The organism is Alloalcanivorax venustensis ISO4, assembly GCF_015356855.1.
Classification (GTDB): Bacteria; Pseudomonadota; Gammaproteobacteria; order Pseudomonadales; family Alcanivoracaceae; genus Alloalcanivorax; species Alloalcanivorax venustensis.
In genome coordinates, this window is the sequence record NZ_ARXR01000012.1 from 1 (window position 1) to 19,292 (window position 19,292).

General features: G+C 65.0%; 21 protein-coding genes. 16 read left to right on the top strand and 5 right to left on the bottom strand.

Going from position 1 to position 19,292, the window contains the following annotated elements; all coding sequences use genetic code 11:
- On the top strand, positions 1-471 hold a 471-nt coding region (locus ISO4_RS08795; RefSeq protein WP_194855946.1), incomplete at its 5' end, for an NlpC/P60 family protein.
- Here ISO4_RS08795 and ISO4_RS08800 read toward each other — a convergent pair.
- The gene (locus tag ISO4_RS08800) at positions 432-890 is read right to left on the bottom strand and encodes a winged helix-turn-helix transcriptional regulator (protein WP_067611068.1); all 459 of its coding nucleotides are present in this window, start codon (positions 888-890) and stop codon (positions 432-434) included. The two genes, ISO4_RS08795 and ISO4_RS08800, sit on opposite strands and share 40 nt — an antisense overlap.
- Positions 891-993: 103 nt before the next feature.
- Between ISO4_RS08800 and ISO4_RS08805 the strand changes: the two genes are divergently transcribed.
- Both ISO4_RS08805 and ISO4_RS08810 read left to right on the top strand, forming a co-directional pair.
- Complete coding sequence (locus ISO4_RS08805) at positions 994-2,106, top strand: NADH:flavin oxidoreductase (RefSeq protein WP_194855947.1); 1,113 nt, start codon at positions 994-996, stop codon at positions 2,104-2,106.
- Positions 2,107-2,144: 38 nt separating this feature from the next.
- Complete coding sequence (locus ISO4_RS08810) at positions 2,145-3,050, top strand: alpha/beta fold hydrolase (protein WP_194855948.1); 906 nt, start codon at positions 2,145-2,147, stop codon at positions 3,048-3,050.
- Between the two features lie 7 nt (positions 3,051-3,057).
- On the opposite strand, the gene ISO4_RS08815 is transcribed toward ISO4_RS08810, so the two are convergent.
- A complete protein-coding gene (locus ISO4_RS08815; protein WP_194855949.1) occupies positions 3,058-4,392 on the bottom strand; it encodes an MFS transporter in 1,335 nt (444 codons plus the stop codon).
- Between the two features lie 168 nt (positions 4,393-4,560).
- Here ISO4_RS08815 and cyoA point away from each other — a divergent pair, with 168 nt between their 5' ends.
- The 7 genes from cyoA to ISO4_RS08850 are packed head-to-tail and all read left to right on the top strand — an operon-like array spanning position 4,561 to position 11,187.
- Positions 4,561-5,541, top strand: coding sequence for a ubiquinol oxidase subunit II (gene cyoA / locus ISO4_RS08820; RefSeq protein WP_194855950.1), 981 nt, complete (start codon positions 4,561-4,563; stop codon positions 5,539-5,541).
- A gap of 2 nt (positions 5,542-5,543) precedes the next feature.
- Positions 5,544-7,550, top strand: coding sequence for a cytochrome o ubiquinol oxidase subunit I (gene cyoB / locus ISO4_RS08825; RefSeq protein ID WP_194855951.1), 2,007 nt, complete (start codon positions 5,544-5,546; stop codon positions 7,548-7,550).
- Positions 7,543-8,175, top strand: a complete 633-nt coding sequence (gene cyoC / locus ISO4_RS08830) for a cytochrome o ubiquinol oxidase subunit III (RefSeq protein WP_067606448.1) — start codon at positions 7,543-7,545, stop codon at positions 8,173-8,175. The genes cyoB and cyoC overlap by 8 nt, the downstream gene beginning before the upstream one ends.
- On the top strand, positions 8,172-8,543 hold the full coding sequence (cyoD, locus tag ISO4_RS08835) for a cytochrome o ubiquinol oxidase subunit IV (protein ID WP_067610483.1): 372 nt from the start codon (positions 8,172-8,174) through the stop codon (positions 8,541-8,543). The genes cyoC and cyoD overlap by 4 nt, the downstream gene beginning before the upstream one ends.
- 1 nt (position 8,544) lies before the next feature.
- On the top strand, positions 8,545-9,297 hold the full coding sequence (locus ISO4_RS08840; protein ID WP_194855952.1) for an SURF1 family protein: 753 nt from the start codon (positions 8,545-8,547) through the stop codon (positions 9,295-9,297).
- Positions 9,294-10,646 carry an ATP-binding protein gene (locus ISO4_RS08845; protein WP_194855953.1) on the top strand — a complete coding sequence of 451 codons (1,353 nt, stop codon included), beginning with the start codon at positions 9,294-9,296 and terminating at the stop codon, positions 10,644-10,646. The genes ISO4_RS08840 and ISO4_RS08845 overlap by 4 nt, the downstream gene beginning before the upstream one ends.
- Positions 10,636-11,187 carry a response regulator transcription factor gene (locus ISO4_RS08850; protein ID WP_194855954.1) on the top strand — a complete coding sequence of 184 codons (552 nt, stop codon included), beginning with the start codon at positions 10,636-10,638 and terminating at the stop codon, positions 11,185-11,187. Before ISO4_RS08845 ends, ISO4_RS08850 begins: the two co-directional genes overlap by 11 nt.
- A gap of 189 nt (positions 11,188-11,376) precedes the next feature.
- On the opposite strand, the gene ISO4_RS08855 is transcribed toward ISO4_RS08850, so the two are convergent.
- The gene (locus ISO4_RS08855; RefSeq protein WP_194855955.1) at positions 11,377-11,934 is read right to left on the bottom strand and encodes a pyridoxamine 5'-phosphate oxidase family protein; all 558 of its coding nucleotides are present in this window, start codon (positions 11,932-11,934) and stop codon (positions 11,377-11,379) included.
- A 263-nt stretch (positions 11,935-12,197) separates the two neighbouring features.
- On the opposite strand from ISO4_RS08855, the gene trpE reads away from it, so the two are divergent.
- The 4 genes from trpE to trpC are packed head-to-tail and all read left to right on the top strand — an operon-like array spanning position 12,198 to position 16,142.
- Positions 12,198-13,709 carry an anthranilate synthase component I gene (trpE, locus tag ISO4_RS08860; protein WP_194855956.1) on the top strand — a complete coding sequence of 504 codons (1,512 nt, stop codon included), beginning with the start codon at positions 12,198-12,200 and terminating at the stop codon, positions 13,707-13,709.
- Positions 13,709-14,299, top strand: coding sequence for an anthranilate synthase component II (locus ISO4_RS08865; RefSeq protein WP_194855957.1), 591 nt, complete (start codon positions 13,709-13,711; stop codon positions 14,297-14,299). The genes trpE and ISO4_RS08865 overlap by 1 nt, the downstream gene beginning before the upstream one ends.
- Positions 14,296-15,339, top strand: coding sequence for an anthranilate phosphoribosyltransferase (gene trpD / locus ISO4_RS08870; RefSeq protein WP_194855958.1), 1,044 nt, complete (start codon positions 14,296-14,298; stop codon positions 15,337-15,339). Before ISO4_RS08865 ends, trpD begins: the two co-directional genes overlap by 4 nt.
- Positions 15,336-16,142, top strand: a complete 807-nt coding sequence (gene trpC, locus ISO4_RS08875; RefSeq protein ID WP_194855959.1) for an indole-3-glycerol phosphate synthase TrpC — start codon at positions 15,336-15,338, stop codon at positions 16,140-16,142. The genes trpD and trpC overlap by 4 nt, the downstream gene beginning before the upstream one ends.
- Positions 16,143-16,307: 165 nt before the next feature.
- Here trpC and crp read toward each other — a convergent pair whose 3' ends face one another.
- A complete protein-coding gene (gene crp, locus ISO4_RS08880; RefSeq protein ID WP_067611683.1) occupies positions 16,308-16,937 on the bottom strand; it encodes a cAMP-activated global transcriptional regulator CRP in 630 nt (209 codons plus the stop codon).
- A 233-nt stretch (positions 16,938-17,170) separates the two neighbouring features.
- On the opposite strand from crp, the gene ISO4_RS08885 reads away from it, so the two are divergent.
- Together ISO4_RS08885 and speD are read left to right on the top strand one after the other, a co-directional pair.
- Positions 17,171-17,590: an OsmC family protein gene (locus ISO4_RS08885; protein WP_194855960.1), complete on the top strand. Its 420-nt coding sequence runs from the start codon at positions 17,171-17,173 to the stop codon at positions 17,588-17,590.
- Positions 17,591-17,615: 25 nt separating this feature from the next.
- Positions 17,616-18,419, top strand: coding sequence for an adenosylmethionine decarboxylase (speD, locus tag ISO4_RS08890; protein ID WP_142947281.1), 804 nt, complete (start codon positions 17,616-17,618; stop codon positions 18,417-18,419).
- Positions 18,420-18,587: 168 nt separating this feature from the next.
- On the opposite strand, the gene coq7 is transcribed toward speD, so the two are convergent.
- The gene (gene coq7, locus ISO4_RS08895; protein WP_142947280.1) at positions 18,588-19,235 is read right to left on the bottom strand and encodes a 2-polyprenyl-3-methyl-6-methoxy-1,4-benzoquinone monooxygenase; all 648 of its coding nucleotides are present in this window, start codon (positions 19,233-19,235) and stop codon (positions 18,588-18,590) included.
- Positions 19,236-19,292 lie beyond the last annotated feature (57 nt).

Genomic DNA, 19,292 nt, shown 5'->3' on the forward strand with positions numbered 1-19,292 from the left:
GAGCCGCCGCCGCTGCTGCGCGACGACGTGCCCGCCCAGGGCGCCGGGGGCGAGAGCTCGCCGGTGCTGCCGCTGCTGCGCGCCCAGGCGGAGCGCTGGCGCGGCGTGCCGTACCGGCTTGGCGGCAGCAGTGAGGCCGGCGTGGATTGTTCCGCCTTCGTGCAGATCACCTTCCGGTCCAAGCTCGGCGTGGACCTGCCGCGCACCACCGAGGAGCTGGCCCGGGAAGGGGAGCGCGTGGACCGTTCCGAACTGCAGGCCGGCGACCTGGTGTTTTTCAAGACCGGCTTCCGCCAGCGCCATGTGGGCATCTACATGGGCGGCAAGCGCTTTCTGCACGCCTCCACCAGCCGCGGCGTGATGACCTCGTCGCTGAACAACGTGTATTGGAAGGAGCGTTACTGGAAGGCGCGCCGTATCGAGCTGGAGAATCAGCCCGCGGCGCTGTCGGTGTCCGACGAATCCCGGTAGACCACCGCGCGCACGTCCAGCGTGCGGCCATCGCGGCTTTGCACCGCCACGGTCCGCACCGGTTCGCCGTTGGCCCGGTCGACCAGTTCCGGGCCGTCGCTTTCCCCGTTCCAGCGGTCGCTCCACTGACGCAGCGCGGTGATCACCGTGAACAGATCCCGCCCCTTGTCGGTGAGCCGGTACTCGTAGCGGGTGCCGTGCTCGCCCACGTCCTGCTTGATCAGCACGCCGTTCTCCAGCAGCCGCGCCAGCCGGTCGCAGAGAATATTGCGGGCGATGCCCAGGTTCTGCTGAAAGTCCACGAACCGGCGGGTGCCGAGCATGGCTTCTTTCACCACCAGAAGGGACCACCAGTCGCCCACGTCATTGAGCGCGCGGGCCACCGAGCAGTGGGTGTCGGGAAATCGTTTACGGACCATACGGGCAGTGTGCCAAATACGGTTGCAAGAAGAAACCGTTATGGGTACGGTTTCGAAACGCAACCGAATTGCCTGTTATCGTATCCCTGTCTGGAGTGCCCCAATGAGCGCTGATCTGGCCCCTTTGTTCCGTCCTTTTGAATGCAAATCCCTGAAGCTGCGTAACCGGGTGGCGATGGCGCCCATGACCCGCAATTTCTCGCCGGGCCAGGTGCCCACCGAGGAAGTGGCCGGCTACTACCGGCGCCGCGCCGAGGGCGAAGTGGGGCTGCTGATCACCGAGGGCACCACCGTGGGCCACCCCGGCGCGCCGGGCCACGACAGCGTGCCGGCGTTCCACGGCGAAGCGGCGCTCAACGGCTGGAAGGAAGTGGTGCGCCAGGTGCACGCCGCCAACGGTGCGATCATTCCCCAGCTGTGGCACGTGGGCGGCACCCGCCGGCCCGGCGTGGGCCCGGACAAGGACGCCCCCGGTTATTCCCCGTCCGGCCTGTTCAAGCCCGGCAAGCCCAACGGCGAAGCCATGACCCTGAAGGACATCCAGGACGTGATCCAGGCGTTCGCGGATTCCGCCCGCGCCGCCAAGGAGATCGGCTTCGACGGCGTGGAGATCCACGGCGCCCACGGCTACCTGCTGGACCAGTTCTTCTGGGAAGGCACCAACCAGCGTGACGACCAGTACGGCGGCTCCCTGGAAAACCGCGCCCGCTTCGGCGTGGAAATCGTCGAGGCGGTGCGCGCCGCGGTGGGCGAGGACTTCGCCATCGTGCTGCGCTTCTCGCAGTGGAAGCAGCAGGATTATGAAGCGCGTCTGGCGGAAACCCCGGAAGAGCTGGAGCGCTTCTTGACGCTGTTCACCGACGCCGGCGTGGACGTGTTCCACGCCTCCACCCGCCGCTTCTGGACCCCGGAATTCGAAGGCTCCGACCTGAATCTGGCCGGCTGGACCCGCAAGCTCACCGGCAAGCCGGTGATCTCGGTGGGCAGCGTGGGGCTGGACGACGACTTTATCGGCGCCAACAACCAGGGCATCGGCGGCAACGCCAACCCCAAGGGCATCGAGGACCTGGCCAAGCGCATGGCGGCGGACGAGTTCGACCTGATCGCGGTGGGCCGCGCCCTGCTGCAGGACCCCAACTGGCTGGTCAAAATGCGCAACGGCCAGCATGATGAGATCGAGCCGTTCTCCAAGGCGGCGTTGGGCTCACTGAGCTAGCGGCACTCACGGCGCGGGCGATAACAAGGAGAACACCGATGCCCTCTGACCCACACCCGCCCGCCCTCCAGGCGATCGAGACCTGGCGGGCCGGCGGTGCCACCTTCGACTGGAACGGCCAGGACATCTGGTACCGGGACGAGGGCGGCGCCGACCGCCCGGTGCTGGTGATGATCCACGGCTTCCCCACCGCCAGCTGGGACTGGCGGCACATCCTGCCGGCGTTCGCCGCCGACTACCGGGTGATCATGATGGACCTGCTGGGCTTTGGGCTCAGCGCCAAGCCGCGCCGCTTTCCCTACAGCATTCTCGCCCAGGCGGACATGGTGGAAGCCCTGCTCGCCGAGCTGGGCGTGGCGCGCTGCCGGATACTGGCCCACGACTACGGCGACACCGTCACCCAGGAGCTGCTGGCCCGCCACGGCGAGCGCGCCGACCGGCAACAGCCCGGCCTGCGGATCGACAAAGTGGTGCTGCTCAACGGCGGCCTGTTCCCGGAAACCCACCTGCCGGTGCGCCTGCAGAAACTGCTGATCAGCCCGCTCGGCCCCCTGGTGGTGAAGTTCTTCACCTTCGAGAAGATGGAAGCCACCTTCCGCCACATCTGCGCCCGGCCCCTGCCGGACGGCGAAGTGGCGGGCTACTGGGCGTTGCTGCAGCACCGTAACGGCCGCGCGGTGATGCCGCGCCTGATTCGCTACATGGAGGAGCGGCGCCGCCACCGTGAACGCTGGGTGGGCGCCCTGCGCGACGCGGCGCGGCGCGGTATCCCGGTGCGTTTGATCGACGGTACCGAGGACCCGGTGTCCGGCGGCCACATGGTGGCGCGCTACCGGGAGCTGATTCCCGACCCGGACGTGGTGGAACTGGCCGGCGTCGGCCACTACCCACAGACCGAAGCGCCGGACGCCGTGATCGACGCCGCCCGGCCTTTCCTGGTGTGAACAGGCTCTAGTCGCTGGCTTCCAGGGATTTGTTGATGCGCAACGCCAGCAGCGTGCAGACCACCCCGGAGAGCAGGTAGACACTGACGTAGGCGAGGCCGAAGTTGGCCGACAGCCCGAGCGCCACCAGCGGCGCGAAGGCGGCGCCGAACAACCAGGCGAAATCGGACGTGAGGGCCGCGCCGGTGTAGCGGAAGCGGCGCTCGAAGTTGGTGGTCACGGTGCCGGCGGCCTGGCCGTAGGACACGCCCAGCAGGGCGAAGCCGATCAGGATAAAGGCGTCCTGCTGGATCGGGGAGCCGTCCAGCAGCATCGGCGTGAACAGCGCGAAGACACCGATCAGACAGGCCAGCAACGCCACCGTGGTGCGTTTGCCGATGCGATCGGCGATCCAGCCGGAGGCGATGGTGCCGAACACGGCGAGCACCGCGCCGGCGAGCTGGACGCCGAGCACGTCGTGGATCGACTGGCTTTCGTTAAAGCTGATCCAGGACAGCGGGAAAATGGTCACCATATGGAACAGGGCGTAGCTGGCCAGCGCCGCGAAGGAACCGATGAAGATGTTGTAGCCCTGCCGGCGCAGCATCTCGCGGGTGCCGATGGGCTCCAGTTCGCCTTCTTCCAGGGCGCGGGTGTACTCATCGGTGACCACCAGGCGCAGGCGCGCGAACAGCGCCACCACGTTGATCGCGAAGGCGACGAAGAACGGATAGCGCCAACCCCATCCCAGGAAATCCTCACTGGAGAGGCTCAGCACCAGGTACAGGAACAGGGCCGCGGCCACCAGGAAGCCGATCGGCGCGCCCAGCTGGCCGAGCATGGCGTACCAGCTGCGCCGATGGCGCGGCGCGTTCAGTGCCAGCAGAGAGGGCAGGCCGTCCCAGGAACCGCCCAGCGCGAAGCCCTGCAGAATACGGAACAGCGCCAGCAGCAGGATGGTCCAGACGCCCAGGGTGTCATAGGTGGGCAGCAACGCCATGCCGACGGTGGCGGTGCCCAGCATGAACAGCGCCACGGTGAGTTTCACGCCGCGGCCCCAGTGCCGCTGAATGGTCATGAACAGGGCGGTGCCGAAGGGCCGGGCCAGGAACGCGAAGGAAAAAATAATGAACGCCGCCAGCATCCCTTCCAGGCGCCCCAGGAACGGGAAGAACACGTAGGGGAACACCAGCACCGAGGCGATGCCGAACACGAAGAAATCAAAATATTCCGAGGCGCGGCCGATCACCACGCCCACGGCGATTTCCCCGGGCGCCACCTTGGAGCGGTCGGCGGTGGTATTACGCAGATCCTGTTCCAGGGTAGTGACGGGCGTCGTGGTTTGATCTTGGCTGCTGGACATGATGCTGGCTCTTTATGCAAACAAAGGGTTAAGCACGTCAACGGACGACCAATGCATAGCATCGCCTGAACCCGGGGCCCGCCGCCATAGGACAAAATGTCCAATTCCCGCGACGTCCCCCAACGAGTAGAGTCGTTCGTATCGTGGGCCACAAATCCTGATCCGGCAATGGCATTTCCCAAGCTGTTTTCATTATCCAGGCCGCTTCGAGGCGCCCTTCTATCCGTTCCCCTGGCCCTGCTGGCGGGCTGTGACATGGTGGTGATGTCGCCCTCCGGGGATGTCGCCATGCAACAGCGTGATCTGATTCTCTGGGCCACCGGTCTGATGCTGATCGTGATCGTGCCGGTGATCATCATGACGCTGATGTTCGCCTGGCGGTATCGCGCTTCCAACCGGGACGCGGAGTATTCGCCGGACTGGGATCACTCGACCATGCTCGAGCTGGTGATCTGGGCGGTGCCGTTGCTGATCATCATCGCGCTGGGCGCGATCACCTGGGTGAGCACCCATAAGCTGGACCCGTATCGTCCGCTGGACCGCATCGACGCCAGCCGCCCGGTGCCCGAAGGCACCGAGCCGCTGGTGGTGCAGGTGGTGTCGCTGGAGTGGAAATGGCTGTTCTTCTATCCGGAGCAGGGCATCGCCACCGTCAACGAACTGGCGGCGCCGGTGGACCGGCCGATCCGCTTCGAGATCACCTCGCACTCGAACATGAACTCGTTCTACATCCCCGCGCTGGCCGGGCAGATCTATTCCATGGCGGGCATGGAGACCAAGCTGCACGGCGTGATCAACGAGCCCGGCGTGTACGACGGTTTCTCCGCCAACTACAGCGGCGCCGGTTTCTCCCACATGCGCTTCCATTTCCACGGCCTGGAAACGGAGGCGGACTTTGAAGACTGGGTGGAAAAGGTGCGTGACGATGGCGGCGAGCTCAGCCGGGCGTCCTACAAGCAACTCGCCGAACCCAGCCAGAAGGAACCGGTGCGCTATTACGCCGATGTCGATCCCGGGCTGTATGACGCCATCCTGAACCGCTGCGTGGACCCGGGCACGGTGTGCATGAAGGACATGATGGATCATCACGGTTCGGCGCACACCAATGACCATGATGAACATCATGACCACGGATCTCATGGGAACTGAACATGCTTGAGCAACTCGATCTCACCCAGCTGATTTTCGGACGTCTGTCCTGGGACGCCATTCCGCTCCATGACCCGGTGATCGTGGCAACGTTCGTGGTCGTGGCGATCGGCGGCGCCGCCCTGTTGGGGGCGCTGACCTATTACCGCGTCTGGGGCTACCTGTGGAAAGAGTGGTTCACCAGTATCGACCACAAAAAGATCGGCATCATGTACATGGTGCTGGGTCTGGTGATGCTGCTGCGCGGCTTTGCCGACGCCATCATGATGCGCATTCAGCAGGCCTGGGCGTTCGGCGACGCCACCGGTTACCTGCCGCCGGATCATTACGATCAGATCTTTACCGCCCACGGCGTGATCATGATCTTCTTCGTCGCCATGCCGCTGATCACCGGCATCATGAACTACATCATTCCGTTGCAGATCGGCGCCCGGGATGTGGCCTTCCCGTTTCTCAATAACTTCAGCTTCTGGATGACCGCCAGCGGCGCCGCCCTGGTGATGGCGTCCCTGTTCATCGGTGAGTTCGCCAAGACCGGCTGGCTGGCCTACCCGCCGCTATCGGGGATCATGGAAAGCCCCGGGGTGGGGGTGGATTACTATCTATGGGCGCTACAGATCGCCGGGGTGGGCACCTTGCTATCGGGCATCAACCTGTTGGTGACCATCGTCAAGATGCGCGCCCCCGGCATGAATCTGATGAAAATGCCGGTGTTCACCTGGACCTCCCTGTGCACCAACGTCCTGATCGTCGCCGCCTTCCCGGTACTCACCGCGGTGCTGGGCATGCTGCTGCTGGACCGTTATCTCGGCACCGCCTTCTTCACCAATGATCTGGGCGGCAACGTGATGATGTACATCAACCTGATCTGGATCTGGGGTCACCCGGAGGTGTACATCCTGATTCTGCCGGCCTTCGGTATCTTCTCCGAGGTGGTGTCCACCTACAGCGGCAAGCGCCTGTTCGGCTATGCCTCCATGGTCTACGCCACGGTGGTGATCACGGTGCTCTCCTACATGGTCTGGCTGCACCACTTCTTCACCATGGGGTCGGGGGCCAGCGTGAATTCGTTCTTCGGCATCACCACCATGATCATCTCGATCCCCACCGGGGCGAAGATTTTCAACTGGCTGTTCACCATGTACCGGGGCCGTATCCGCTTCGAGGTACCCATGCTGTGGACCATCGGTTTCATCATCACCTTCGTGATCGGTGGCATGACCGGTGTGTTGCTGGCGGTGCCGCCGGCGGACTTCGTGCTGCACAACAGCCTGTTCCTGGTGGCGCATTTCCATAACGTGATCATCGGCGGGGTGCTGTTCGGTCTGTTCGCCGGCATCACCTACTGGTACCCGAAGGCGTTCGGTTACAAGCTGGACCCGTTCTGGGGCAAGATGTCGTTCTGGTTCTGGACCATCGGCTTCTACTTCGCCTTCATGCCGCTGTACGTGCTCGGCCTGATGGGCGTGACCCGGCGCATGAGCCAGTTCGAGGAAGACGCCGCCATGCAGTTCTGGTTCCAGGTGGCCGCCTTCGGCGCCTTCCTGATCGCCCTGGGTATTCTGTTCTTCATCGTGCAGTTGGTGGTCAGCCATCGCCGCCGGGATCAGCTGCGCGACACCACCGGCGACCCCTGGGACGGCCGCACCCTGGAGTGGGCCACCTCGTCGCCGCCGCCGCAGTACAACTTCGCCTTCACGCCCCGGGTGCATGATCTGGATGCCTGGTGGCAGATGAAGCAGCACAAGTACCGCCGGCCGGAGCAGGGCTTCAAGGCCATCCATATGCCGAAGAATACCGCCGCGGGCATCATTCTCGCCGGTATCAGCACGGTGCTGGGCTTCGCCCTGGTGTGGCACATGTGGTTGCTGGCGGGGGTGAGCTTCGCCGCGCTGCTGGCGGTCGCCATCGGCCATACCTTTAACTATGACCGTGACTATCACATTCCCGCCGAAGAAGTGGAGCGGGTGGAAGCGGAACGTACGCGGATGTTAGCCAGCCATGTCTGAGACCACCTACACCCCGGAAAGCGGTGACGTGGAAGCCCTGGAGTTTCACGTCACCGAGGATCATCACCCGGAAACCGGCACGTTGCTGGGGTTCTGGCTCTATCTGATGAGCGACTGCCTGATCTTCGCCTGTCTGTTCGCCACCTATGGCGTGCTGGGGCGCAGTTACGCGGGCGGCCCCACCGGCGCCGAGCTGTTCGATCTGCCGCTGGTGGCGATCAACACCTCGTTCCTGCTGCTGTCGTCGATCACCTATGGCTTCGCCATGCTGGAGACGCAGCGCAAGCGGGTCGGCGCCACCATCGGCTGGCTGGCGGTGACTGGTCTGTTGGGCGTGGCCTTCCTGGGCCTGGAGCTGTACGAGTTCGCCCATCTGTTGAATGAAGGGGCGGGCCCGCAGCGCAGCGCCTTCCTGACCTCCTTCTTCGCCCTGGTGGGTACGCACGGCCTGCACGTGCTGTTCGGTATCATCTGGCTGGTGGTGCTGGTGGTGCAGCTGCGTAAGCACGGGCTGATCGTCGAGAACCAGCGCCGTCTGTTCTGTCTGTCCATGTTCTGGCATTTCCTGGATGTGGTCTGGATCGGCGTGTTCACCTTTGTCTACCTGATGGGAGTCCTGCCATGAGCGATCATCACGACGCGGCTCACGACGACGTCCTCCCCGATGCGCCGCACAGTACCTTCAAGGGGTACATGACCGGCTTCGTGCTCGCCGTGGTGCTCACGGTGATCCCGTTCTGGGTGGTGATGGCCGACGTGTTCGAGAGCACCGGCGTCACCGCCCTGGTGATCCTCAGCCTGGCGGCGGTGCAGATCGTGGTGCACATGATCTATTTCCTGCACATGAACTTCCGCTCCCAGGGCGGCTGGAACATGCTGGCGCTGATTTTCACGGCGGTGATCGTGTTCATTACCCTGGCCGGTTCGCTGTGGGTCATGTACCACCTGAACGTGAACATGATGCCGGGGATGATGCAGGACCCCTGGGGCTGAGATGGCCCCGCGGACTGCCCGCCGCTGGCCGGGGCGGCTGCTGTGGGGCGCCCTGGCGCTGCTGGCGTTCATCGGCTTCCTGGCGCTCGGCCAGTGGCAGCTGGAGCGGCGGGCCTGGAAGCTGGACCTGATCGAGCGGGTCGAGCAGCGCGTGGACGCGCCCCCGGTGGCCGCCCCGGCGGGCGCCGACATCGACCCGCAAGAGTACGAATATCTGCGGGTGCGCCTGCACGGCGAGTTCCTGCACCAGCGGGAGACGCTGGTGCAGGCCAGCACCGTTCTCGGCAGCGGTTACTGGGTATTGACCCCGCTGCGCCGCCAGGACGGTACCACGGTACTGGTCAACCGGGGCTTCGTGGCACCGGAGAACCGGCAACGGGCGCAGCGCCGGGAGGGCGAGCCGCGCGGGCCCGTGACGATCACCGGCCTGCTGCGCTCCAGCGAACCGGGCGGTGCCTTTCTGCGCGATAACGCGCCGGAAAAGGACCGCTGGTATTCCCGCGACGTGGCCGCCATTGCCAAGGCCCGTGGCCTGGACCGGGTGGCGCCGTACTTCGTCGACGCCGAGGCGCCGCCGCTGGCTGAAGGCGGCGGTGCCGGTCAGCCGGTGTCCGGCCTCACCGTGATCCAATTCCGCAATAATCACCTGGTCTATGCGCTCACCTGGTTTATGCTCGCGCTGATGGTGGCCGGCGGCGCCGGCTACGCGGCCCGGGAAGAATTCCGGCCGCGCCGATCAGGAGACCCGCGATGATTCCGCCCAGCGCGACCACGCCGGTGGACGACGACGCCACCGGGCGCAAGAACATGCAGCAGCTGATCCAGCTGCGCTGGATCGCCGTGCTCGGTCAGGTGGGCACCATCCTGGTGGTCTTCTTCGTGTTCAGGATCGAGCTGCCGCTGCTGTATATGTTCGCGGTGCTGGCCGGGCTGGTGGCGTTCAACGGCGCCAGCCTGCTGCGCCTGCGGCTGCGGCGTCCGGTTAGTAACGGCGAGCTGTTCGTCGCCCTGCTGGTGGACGTGATCACGCTCACCATGCAGCTCTATCTCAGCGGCGGCGCCACCAACCCCTTTATTTTCCTCTACCTGCTGCAGGTGGTGCTGGCGGCGGTGCTGCTGGAGGCCTGGTCCACCTGGATCATTCTGCTGGTCACCGCCGGCTGTTTCGTGGCCCTGGAGTTCGCCGCCCGGCCGCTGCCGTTGCCGCTCGACTACGAACTGGGCCCGCTGAGCCTCTATATCCAGGGCATGCTGCTGTGCTTCGTGCTCAACGCGGTGCTGCTGGTGATCTTTATCAACCGCATTACCCGCAACCGGCGCGACCGGGACGCGCGCCTGGCGGCCCTGCGCCAGCGCGCCGCCGAGGAAGAGCACATCGTGCGCATGGGCCTGCTGGCCTCCGGCGCCGCCCACGAACTGGGCACGCCGTTGGCCACCCTGGCGGTGATTCTGGGCGACTGGCGGCGCATGCCGGTGTTCCAGTCCGACCCGGATCTGGCCCAGGAGATCGGCGAAATGCAGACCCAGGTGCTGCGCTGCAAATCCATCGTCAGCGGTATTCTGCTGTCCGCCGGCGAGGCCCGCGGCGAAGCCTCGGAGGAGACCACCGTGCACGCCTTCGTCGACGAGCTGGTGGCGGAGTGGCGCACCACCCGCCCGGTGAACGACTTCGAATACCGCAACCTGTTCGGCGAGGACCGGGCGATCATCTCCGATTCCGCGCTCAAACAGACCGTGCATAACGTGCTCGACAACGCCCTGGAGGCGTCGCCGCACTGGGTGGGGCTGGAAGTCAGCCGCCGCGACGATACGCTGATCGTCTCGGTGATGGACCAGGGCGCCGGTTTTTCCGAGGCCATGCTCAGCCATCTTGGGCGCCCCTACCAGTCCACTAAGGGCCGTCCCGGCGGCGGCCTGGGCCTGTTCCTGGTGTTCAATGTGGTGCGCACCCTGGGCGGCAACGTCCGCGCCGGCAACCGCCCCCAGGGCGGCGCCGTGGTGACGCTGACGCTGCCGTTGTCGGCGCTTACCATCGATGAACAGGAGATTGATGAACAGCGGATGGATGAACCGGACCGGAAGGAGGGCGGTTATGAGCACTGAGCAGCCGGAACACCAGCGAACCCTGCTGATCGTCGAGGACGACGCCGCGTTCGCCCGTACCCTGGGCCGTTCGTTCGAACGGCGCGGCTATCAAGTGCGCCACGCGGACAGCCTGGACGTGTTGCGCGAGGTGCTGAGCGAGCAAACCCCGGACTACGCGGTGGTGGATCTCAAGCTCAAAGGCGGCGCCTCCGGTCTGGCCTGCGTGCAGGCCCTGCGCGAGCACGACCCGGAAACCCTGATCGTGGTGCTCACCGGCTACGCCAGCATCGCCACCGCGGTGGAAGCGATCAAGCTCGGCGCCTGCCACTACCTGGCCAAACCCTCCAACACCGACGACATCGAAGCCGCCTTCGAACGCGCCGAAGGCAACGTGGAAGTGGAAGTCACCGGCCGCCCCACCTCGATCAAAACCCTGGAGTGGGAACGCATCCACGAAACCCTCGCCGAGACCGACTTCAACATCTCCGAAACCGCCCGCCGCCTCGGCATGCACCGCCGCACCCTCGCCCGCAAACTCGGCAAACGACAAGTGAAATGAAAGCAGTTAATAGTGAATAGTTAGCAGTTAACAGTGAATAGTTAACAGTTAATAGTTGCGCGGGGTTGGGCGGTGCCGACTGGAACGTAAGAGGCCGCGCCCAATTCGGAAGCGCGGCCTCACACCTTTCAAATTGGCGGCAGCCTCTACCGCGAACTGTTCACTGTTAACTATTAACTGCCCACGCGGCTAGGGCACTAGCCGCGTGGGGGCCCCGCGTCCTTCGCCGTGGTATTGCCAGTGGCGGTGGGGGGATTCGGCGAGTTCGAGGACGTCGACCTGGTCGGCGGTGAGCACCAGGATGGAGAAGTCTTCCGCCGGGTGGTCTTCCGGGGTGGGCGGCAGGTAGCGGTAGTGGTCGGATTTGGGCGGTTGCCAGAGGCTGCCGGGCGGCGGGCCGCAGAAGCGCGCCCTCGCTTCGCGGTCGATCAGGCGCCACAGCCGCAGGGTGTCCTCGGGGTGCTGTTGCGGGGTGAGGAAATGCACCCGGCCGCGGAAACGCCACTGGGTGCGGCTGGTGAGGTCGTACCAGCAGGCTTCGGCGCCGGCCTGGCGCTCCAGCTGCATGGCTTTTTCGCTGCGCTGGTCGGTGGTGAACCACAGGGCCCGTCCGTGGCGCTCGCGCAGGCTCAGGGTGCGACAGCGGGCACCGCCGTCGTCGCCCACGGTGGCGAGCTGCATAAAGCAGTGGGGGGCGGCCTTGCGGGTGGCCTCGAACCAGTCTGTCCATCGCTGGGGTAAGCTCATGGGCACGCAGTATGGCGTCTTGACGGGCGCTTGGCCATTCCCCAAACGGGTGTTGGCATCGGCCCCGAAGCGGCGCTAGAATCCGCCCATGGACCGCTCAAACCCGCTTAATTCGTTCCTGCCTTTCTCCCCCGCCGGCTGGCGATGGTGACGCTCGCCCTCGGGAGTCTCCCGGTGCCGCTGGTTGCCTGAGAGTCTCCGCAGTTTTTCCGCTACAATTCACGACTTGCGATTGCCGCACCTGACAAAGACCGGGGACCACCATGTCACCACGCAATCTGGACGATTACGCCCGCCAGGGTTATAGCCGCGTACCGATCGTGCGCGAAGTGCTGGCGGATCTGGACACGCCGCTGTCCGCCTACCGCAAGCTGGCCGCCGGGCCCTACAGCTACCTGTTCGAATCGGTGCAGGGCGGCGAGCGCTGGGGCCGCTATTCGATCATCGGCCTGCCGGCCCGCGAGGTGGTGCGCATCACCGGCCCGCGCATCACCGTGAGCGATGCCGACGGCGCCGTCGTCGAGGAGCTCGACAGCGACGACCCGATCGGCTGGATCGAAGACTACCGTCTCCAGTACCGGGCCCCGGACGTGCCCGGGCTGCCCCGCTTCAACGGCGGCCTGGTGGGCTATTTCGGCTACGACAGCGTGCGCTATTTCGAGCCCCGGCTGGGCCCGGCGCGTGGCGAGGACGTGCTGCGGGTGCCGGACATCCTGCTGATGCGCTCCGAGGAAGTGGTGGTGTTCGATAACCTGCGCGGCAGCCTGTTCCTGATCGTGCACGTGAGCCCCGACGCCGCGGACGCGGTGGCCGGCGCCGAAGCCCGTCTGGACGAGCTGGAGCGCCGCCTGCGCGCGCCGCTGCCGGAACCGGAGCACCAGGTGTACGGCGCGCCGGTGGACGAAAACGACTTCGTCTCCGAGTTTCCCCGCGAGCAGCACGCCGCCGCCGTGGAGAAGATCCGCGAGTACATTCTCGCCGGCGACGTCATGCAGGTGGTGCCGGCCCAGCGCATGAGCTGCGATTTTCCGGCCCCGGCCATCGACCTGTACCGGGCGCTGCGCTATCTGAACCCGTCCCCTTATATGTTTTATCTGGACCTGGAGGATTTTCACATCGCCGGCTCCTCGCCGGAGATCCTCACCCGGGTGGAGGACGACCAGGTCACGGTGCGGCCCATCGCCGGCACCCGCAAACGCGGCGCCACGCCGCAGCGCGACAAGGAGCTGGAAGAGGAGCTGCTCGCCGACCCGAAAGAGATCGCCGAGCATCTGATGCTGATCGACCTGGGCCGCAACGACGTGGGCCGGGTGGCGGAGCCCGGCCAGGTGCGTGTCACCGGCAACATGGAGATCGAGCGCTACTCGCACGTGATGCACATCGTCTCCAACGTGGAAGGCACCCTGCGCAAGGGCCTGGGGCCGCTGGAAGTGCTGGCCGCCACCTTCCCGGCGGGCACCCTGAGCGGCGCCCCCAAGATCCGCGCCATGGAGATTATCGACGAGGTGGAGCCCACCAAGCGCGGTGTCTACGGCGGTGCCGTGGGCTACATCGGCTTCAACGACGACATGGACATGGCCATCGCCATCCGCACCGCCGTGGTCAAGGACGGCCGTCTGTACGTGCAGGCCGGCGGCGGCATCGTCGCCGACTCGGTGCCCGACCTGGAATGGAAGGAAACCATGAACAAGGCGCGCGCCGTGTTCCGCGCCGTGAATATGGCGCTGGGCGGCCTCGACCTGGGCGGCGCCAACGGGGACGGGGGGAACCAGTAATGCGCGTACTGATGATCGACAACTACGACAGCTTTACCTACAACCTGGTGCAGTATCTGCAGGAGCTGGGCGCCGAGGTGCTGGTGCACCGCAACGACAAGATCGACCTGGCCGGCATGGAAGCGCTCAACGCCGACCGGCTGATGATTTCGCCGGGGCCGTGCACGCCCAACGAGGCGGGCATTTCCGTGGACGCCATCAAGCACTTCGCCGGCAAGATACCGGTTCTTGGCGTCTGCCTGGGCCACCAGGCCCTGGGCCAGGCGTTCGGCGGCCAAGTGGTGCGCGCCCGCACGGTGATGCACGGCAAGACCTCGCCGGTGCATCATACCGGCAAGGGTGTGTTCCGCGGCCTGCCCAGTCCCTACACGGCCACCCGCTATCACTCCCTGGTGGTGGACAAGGCCAGCCTGCCGGACTGCTTCGAGGTGACCGCCTGGACCCTGGACGATAACGGCGACATGGACGAGATCATGGGCATGCGCCACCGGGAGCTGCCGCTGGAAGGCGTGCAGTATCATCCAGAGTCGATCCTTACCGAACACGGCCATGATCTGCTCAACAACTTTCTGAAGGGGGAAAGCGCATGAACATCCAGGAGGCCCTGGCCACGGTGGTCGATCACATCGACCTGTCCACCGAGCAGATGAACGACGTGATGCGCCAGATCATGACCGGCGGCGCCACCGATGCGCAGATCGGCGGCTTTCTGGTGGCCCTGCGCATGAAAAGCGAATCCCTGGACGAAATCACCGGCGCCGCCATGGTGATGCGCGAACTGGTCACCCCGGTGGTGATCGACAACCGCCGCCACCTGGTGGACATCGTCGGCACCGGCGGCGACGGCGCCAATCTGTTCAATGTGTCCACCGCCAGCGCCTTCGTGGCGGCGGCGGCGGGCTGCCGGGTGGCCAAGCACGGCAACCGCTCGGTGAGTTCGAAAAGCGGCTCCTCGGATCTGCTCGAGGAAGCCGGCATCCGCCTGGACCTGAGCCCCAACGAGGTGGCCCAGTGCGTGGACGCGGTGGGCGTCGGCTTTATGTTCGCGCCCTCCCACCACAGCGCCATGAAGTACGCCATCGGCCCGCGCAAGGAACTGGGCATGCGTACCCTTTTCAATATTCTCGGCCCGATGACCAACCCGGCCGGCGTGCAGCGGCTGGTGGTGGGCGTGTTCTCCGACAAGCTGTGCCGGCCCATGGCGGAAGTGATGGGGCGCCTGGGCGCCGAGCACGTGATGGTGGTGCACGGCCTCGACGGCCTGGATGAAATCAGCCTGGCCGGGCGCACCCATGTGGCCGAGTTCAAGGACGGCGAAGTGCGTGAATACAGCCTCACCCCGGAAGACGTGGGCATTGAGTCCGCCTCCCTGGTGGGGCTGGACGTGACCGACCCGAAGGCGTCGCTGGCGCTGATCCGCGAGGCGTTCAGCAAGCGCAAGGACGGCAACGCCGCCAAGGCCGCCGACATGATCACCCTCAACGCCGGCGCCGCCATCTATGTGTCCGGTGTCACCCGCACCCTGGAAGAGGGGGTTCGGATGGCCGAGGATCTGGTCCACAATGGGGAAGCCGCCGAGCGCATGCGCGAACTGGCGCAGTTCACTTTCGCATTGAAGGAAGAGGTATGAGCGACGCAGCCATCAGCGGAACCATTCTGGAGCGCATCGTCGAGCGCAAGCGCGAGGAGATCCAGGCCGGCCAGCAGCGCTACAGCCTGGGCGAACTGGAAGCCATGGCGGGCAACCAGGGCAAGGCCCGGGGCTTCGCCAAATCGCTGTACGCCAGCGTGGCCGCCGGCCGGCCGGCGGTGATCGCCGAGGTCAAGAAAGCCTCCCCCAGCAAGGGGCTGATCCGCGAGGACTTCGACCCGGTGGACATCGCCCGCCGTTACGAAGGCGCCGGCGCCAGCGCCCTGTCCGTGCTCACCGACCAGGACTTCTTCCAGGGCCACGAGGACTACCTGCGCGCCGCCCGCAACGCGGTCTCCCTGCCGGTGCTGCGCAAGGACTTCATCATCGACCCGTGGCAGGTGTTCGAAACCCGCGCCATGGGCGCCGACGCGGTGCTGCTGATCGTGGCGGCGCTGTCCGACGCCCAGCTCGACCAGCTCTACCACGCCGCCCAGCGGGCCGGCTGTGACGTGCTGGTGGAAGTGCACACCGCCGACGAGCTGGCCCGGGCGCTGAAGCTCAACATCGAGCTGATCGGCATCAACAACCGCGACCTGCACACCTTCGACACCCGCCTGGACACCACCCTGGAGCTCGCCGAGCAGGTCCCCGGCGACCACCTGGTGATCACCGAAAGCGGCATCCACACCCGCGACGACGTCCGCCTGATGCGCAAAAACGGCATTAATGGCTTTCTCGTCGGTGAGGCCTTTATGCGGGCTGAGGATCCGGGTGCCGCCCTTAAAGCATTGTTTTTCTAGTGAATAGTTAACAGTGAACAGTGAATAGCGGCGCGGGCTGCGCCGGTACCACCCTGAACGCAAAGAGGCCGCGCCCCAAGCCAGGAGCGCGGCCTCTTTCGTTGCAGGCGGCACGGTCCGGCACCGCGCCGCTGTTAACTATTCACTGTTAACTGTTAACTGCTCTCAGCGGGTGCCATAAACCACCATCGTCTTCCCCTTCACCGACACCAGCCCCTGCTCCTCCAGGTTCTTCAACACCCGGCCGACCATTTCGCGGGAGCAGCCGACGATGCGGCCGATTTCCTGGCGGGTGACCTTGATCTGCATGCCGTCCGGGTGGGTCATGGCGTCGGGCTGCTTGCACAGGTCCAGCAGGGTGCCGGCGACGCGACCGGTGACGTCCAGGAACGCCAGGTCGCCGACCTTGCGGGTGGTGGCGCGCAGGCGTCCGGCGATCTGCGCGGATACCGCGAACAGGATCTCGGCGTCCTCGCGGGCCAGCTGGCGGAATTTGGGGTAGCTGACCTCCGCCACCTCGCACTCGGTTTTCGCTTTCACCCAGGCGGAACGGGACGGATCGGCCTCGAACAGGCCCATCTCACCGAAGAAGTCGCCTTCATTCAGGTAGGCCATGATCATCTCACGGCCATCGTCGTCCTCGATCATCACCGTCACGGAGCCCTTGAGGATGTAGTACAGGGCGTCCGACTCGTCACCGGCGTAGATGATGGTGCTCTTGGCCGGGTACTTTCGGCGATGACAGTTGGCGAGAAATTGGTCCAGATTTGGAATTATCTTGTTACCGTCGCTCATGGGCTCTCTGCTTCTGGGCACGCTGCTTAAAAGCCGGAAAAAAGTCTTAGCTATTTAAGCTTATGGAGTTTGCCTGTTTTTCACGTGACTGCCAAGGGAACCGGTCCACAGTCTGCCGCTTCGCCGCGCCGCGCGCCAGCCCGGCGCTGTTCTACGTTCGCCGGGGTATGGCGTGGGGGTGGTCTGTGGTAGTCTTCGCGGCCATTCCGCGAGGGCGTGAGCAGGAGACTCGAATGAAAGCGGTGGTTGATTGGCAGGGCGATGTCTGTTTCCAGGCCGAGTCGGAAACCGGCCATACTCTGGTGATGGACGGACCGCCGGATCACGGCGGCAAAAACCGTGGCGCGCGGCCCATGGAAACCGTTCTGATGGGCGTCGGCGGCTGCTCCAGCTTCGATGTGGTGCACATCCTGCGCAAGGCCCGCCAGGACGTGACCGGTTGCCGCTGCGAAATGGAAGCGGAACGGGCCGAAAACGAGATTCCGGCCGTTTTTACCAAAATTCACCTGCATTTCCGGGTCAGTGGCAATAACCTCAAGGAAAATCAGGTGAAACGGGCCGTGGAACTGTCCGCGGAGAAGTATTGCTCCGCCGCCATTATGCTCACACGCGGTGGCGTGGAAGTGACGCACAGCTACAGCATCGAATCCTGATAACGGCCAGCGGGGAAATAACGCCGTGGTGAAAGATCCCAATCCCAAGATTTCGGTCCATGGTTTTAACAACCTGACCAAGTCCCTCAGCTTTAATATCTTCGATATCGCCTATGCGAAAACCGAGCAGCATCGCAAGGAATACATCGAGTATATCGACGAGCTGTACAACGCCGAGCGTCTCACCGAGATCCTCACCAACGTGACCCGGATCATCGGCGCCAATATTCTCAATATTGCCCGCCAGGATTACGATCCCCAGGGCGCCAGCGTGACCATGCTGATCGCCGAGCACGAATCCCCGCCCACCGACGGCGACTGGGACGAAGAGGCGCCGGGGCCGCTGCCGGATTCAGTGGTCGCCCACCTGAACAAGAGCCATGTGACGGTGCACACCTATCCGGAGTCGCACCCGGACAACGGCATCTCCACCTTCCGGGTGGACGTGGATGTCTCCACCTGCGGGGTGATTTCACCGCTGCGGGCACTGAACTACCTGATCCACAGCTTCGATTCCGACATCGTCACCATCGACTACCGGGTACGCGGCATGACCCGCGACGTGGACGGCACCAAGCACTACATCGACCACGACATCAACTCGATTCAGAACTTCCTCACCGAGGACACCCAGAACGGGTATCAGATGATCGATGTGAACGTGTACCAGGAGAACATCTTCCACACCAAGATGCTGCTCAAGGAATTCGACATCAACAACTACCTGTTCGGCGCCGGCAGCGACGAGTTCGACGACAAGGAACTCGCCGACATCCGCGAACGCCTGCAGACCGAAATGCTCGAAATCTTCTACAGCCGCAACATGTGAAAACGGCAGTTAATAGTTAACAGTTAATAGTTAACAGCTCGCGGGCGACCGTCCGCGTTGTTCTGAAACGAAAGAGGCCGCGCCCCAAGCCAGGAGCGCGGCCTCTTTCGTTTCAGCCGGCACGATTCTCCACCGCGCAACTATTAACTGTTCACTGTTAACTATTAACTAGATTCTGTAGGTGGTGAAGGTCATGACTTTGCTCATCAGCGCCATGGCGCCTTTGATGGGCGGCGGCAGGGGCGCGCCGCCGGCGCCTTCGGCGGTGACCGCGTGGCGCAGCTCGTCCTCGCGCATCTGCTCCAGGATGGCGCGGCTGCGCCGGTCGCCGGCGGGCAGGCGGGTGAGGTGGTTCTCCAGGTGGCGCACCACCTGGTGCTCGGTCTCCGAGACGAAGCCCAGGCTCCAGCGGTCGCCGGCCAGGCCGGCGCCGGCGCCGAGGGCGTAGCTGACCGCGTAGAACAGCGGGTTCAGCCGGCTGGGCACGCCGCCCAGCTCGCGGATGCGGTCGTCGCACCAGGCCAGATGATCCTCCTCCTCCCGGGCCGCCGCCTCCATGGCGTGGCGCACGTGGGGCAGGGTGGCGGTGCTGGCCTGGCCCTGATAGAGCGCCTGGGCGCACACTTCGCCGGTGTGGTTGATGCGCATCAGCCCGGTGACGTGGCGGCGCTCGCTGGGGTTGAGCGGCGCCTCCGGCTGCGGGTCCGCGTTGGGCGGCTGGCGCTCGGCGCGGGCGGAGCCCGGCGTCAGGGTGCGCAGGGCGCTGTCCACGCGGCTCAGCAGGCGGTCCATGGGGCTAAAGTGTCGTTCGGTCATCGTTCCGGTCTCCGGGCACCAGTCACGGGCATGCTAGCATAACCGCTTCATCGACCA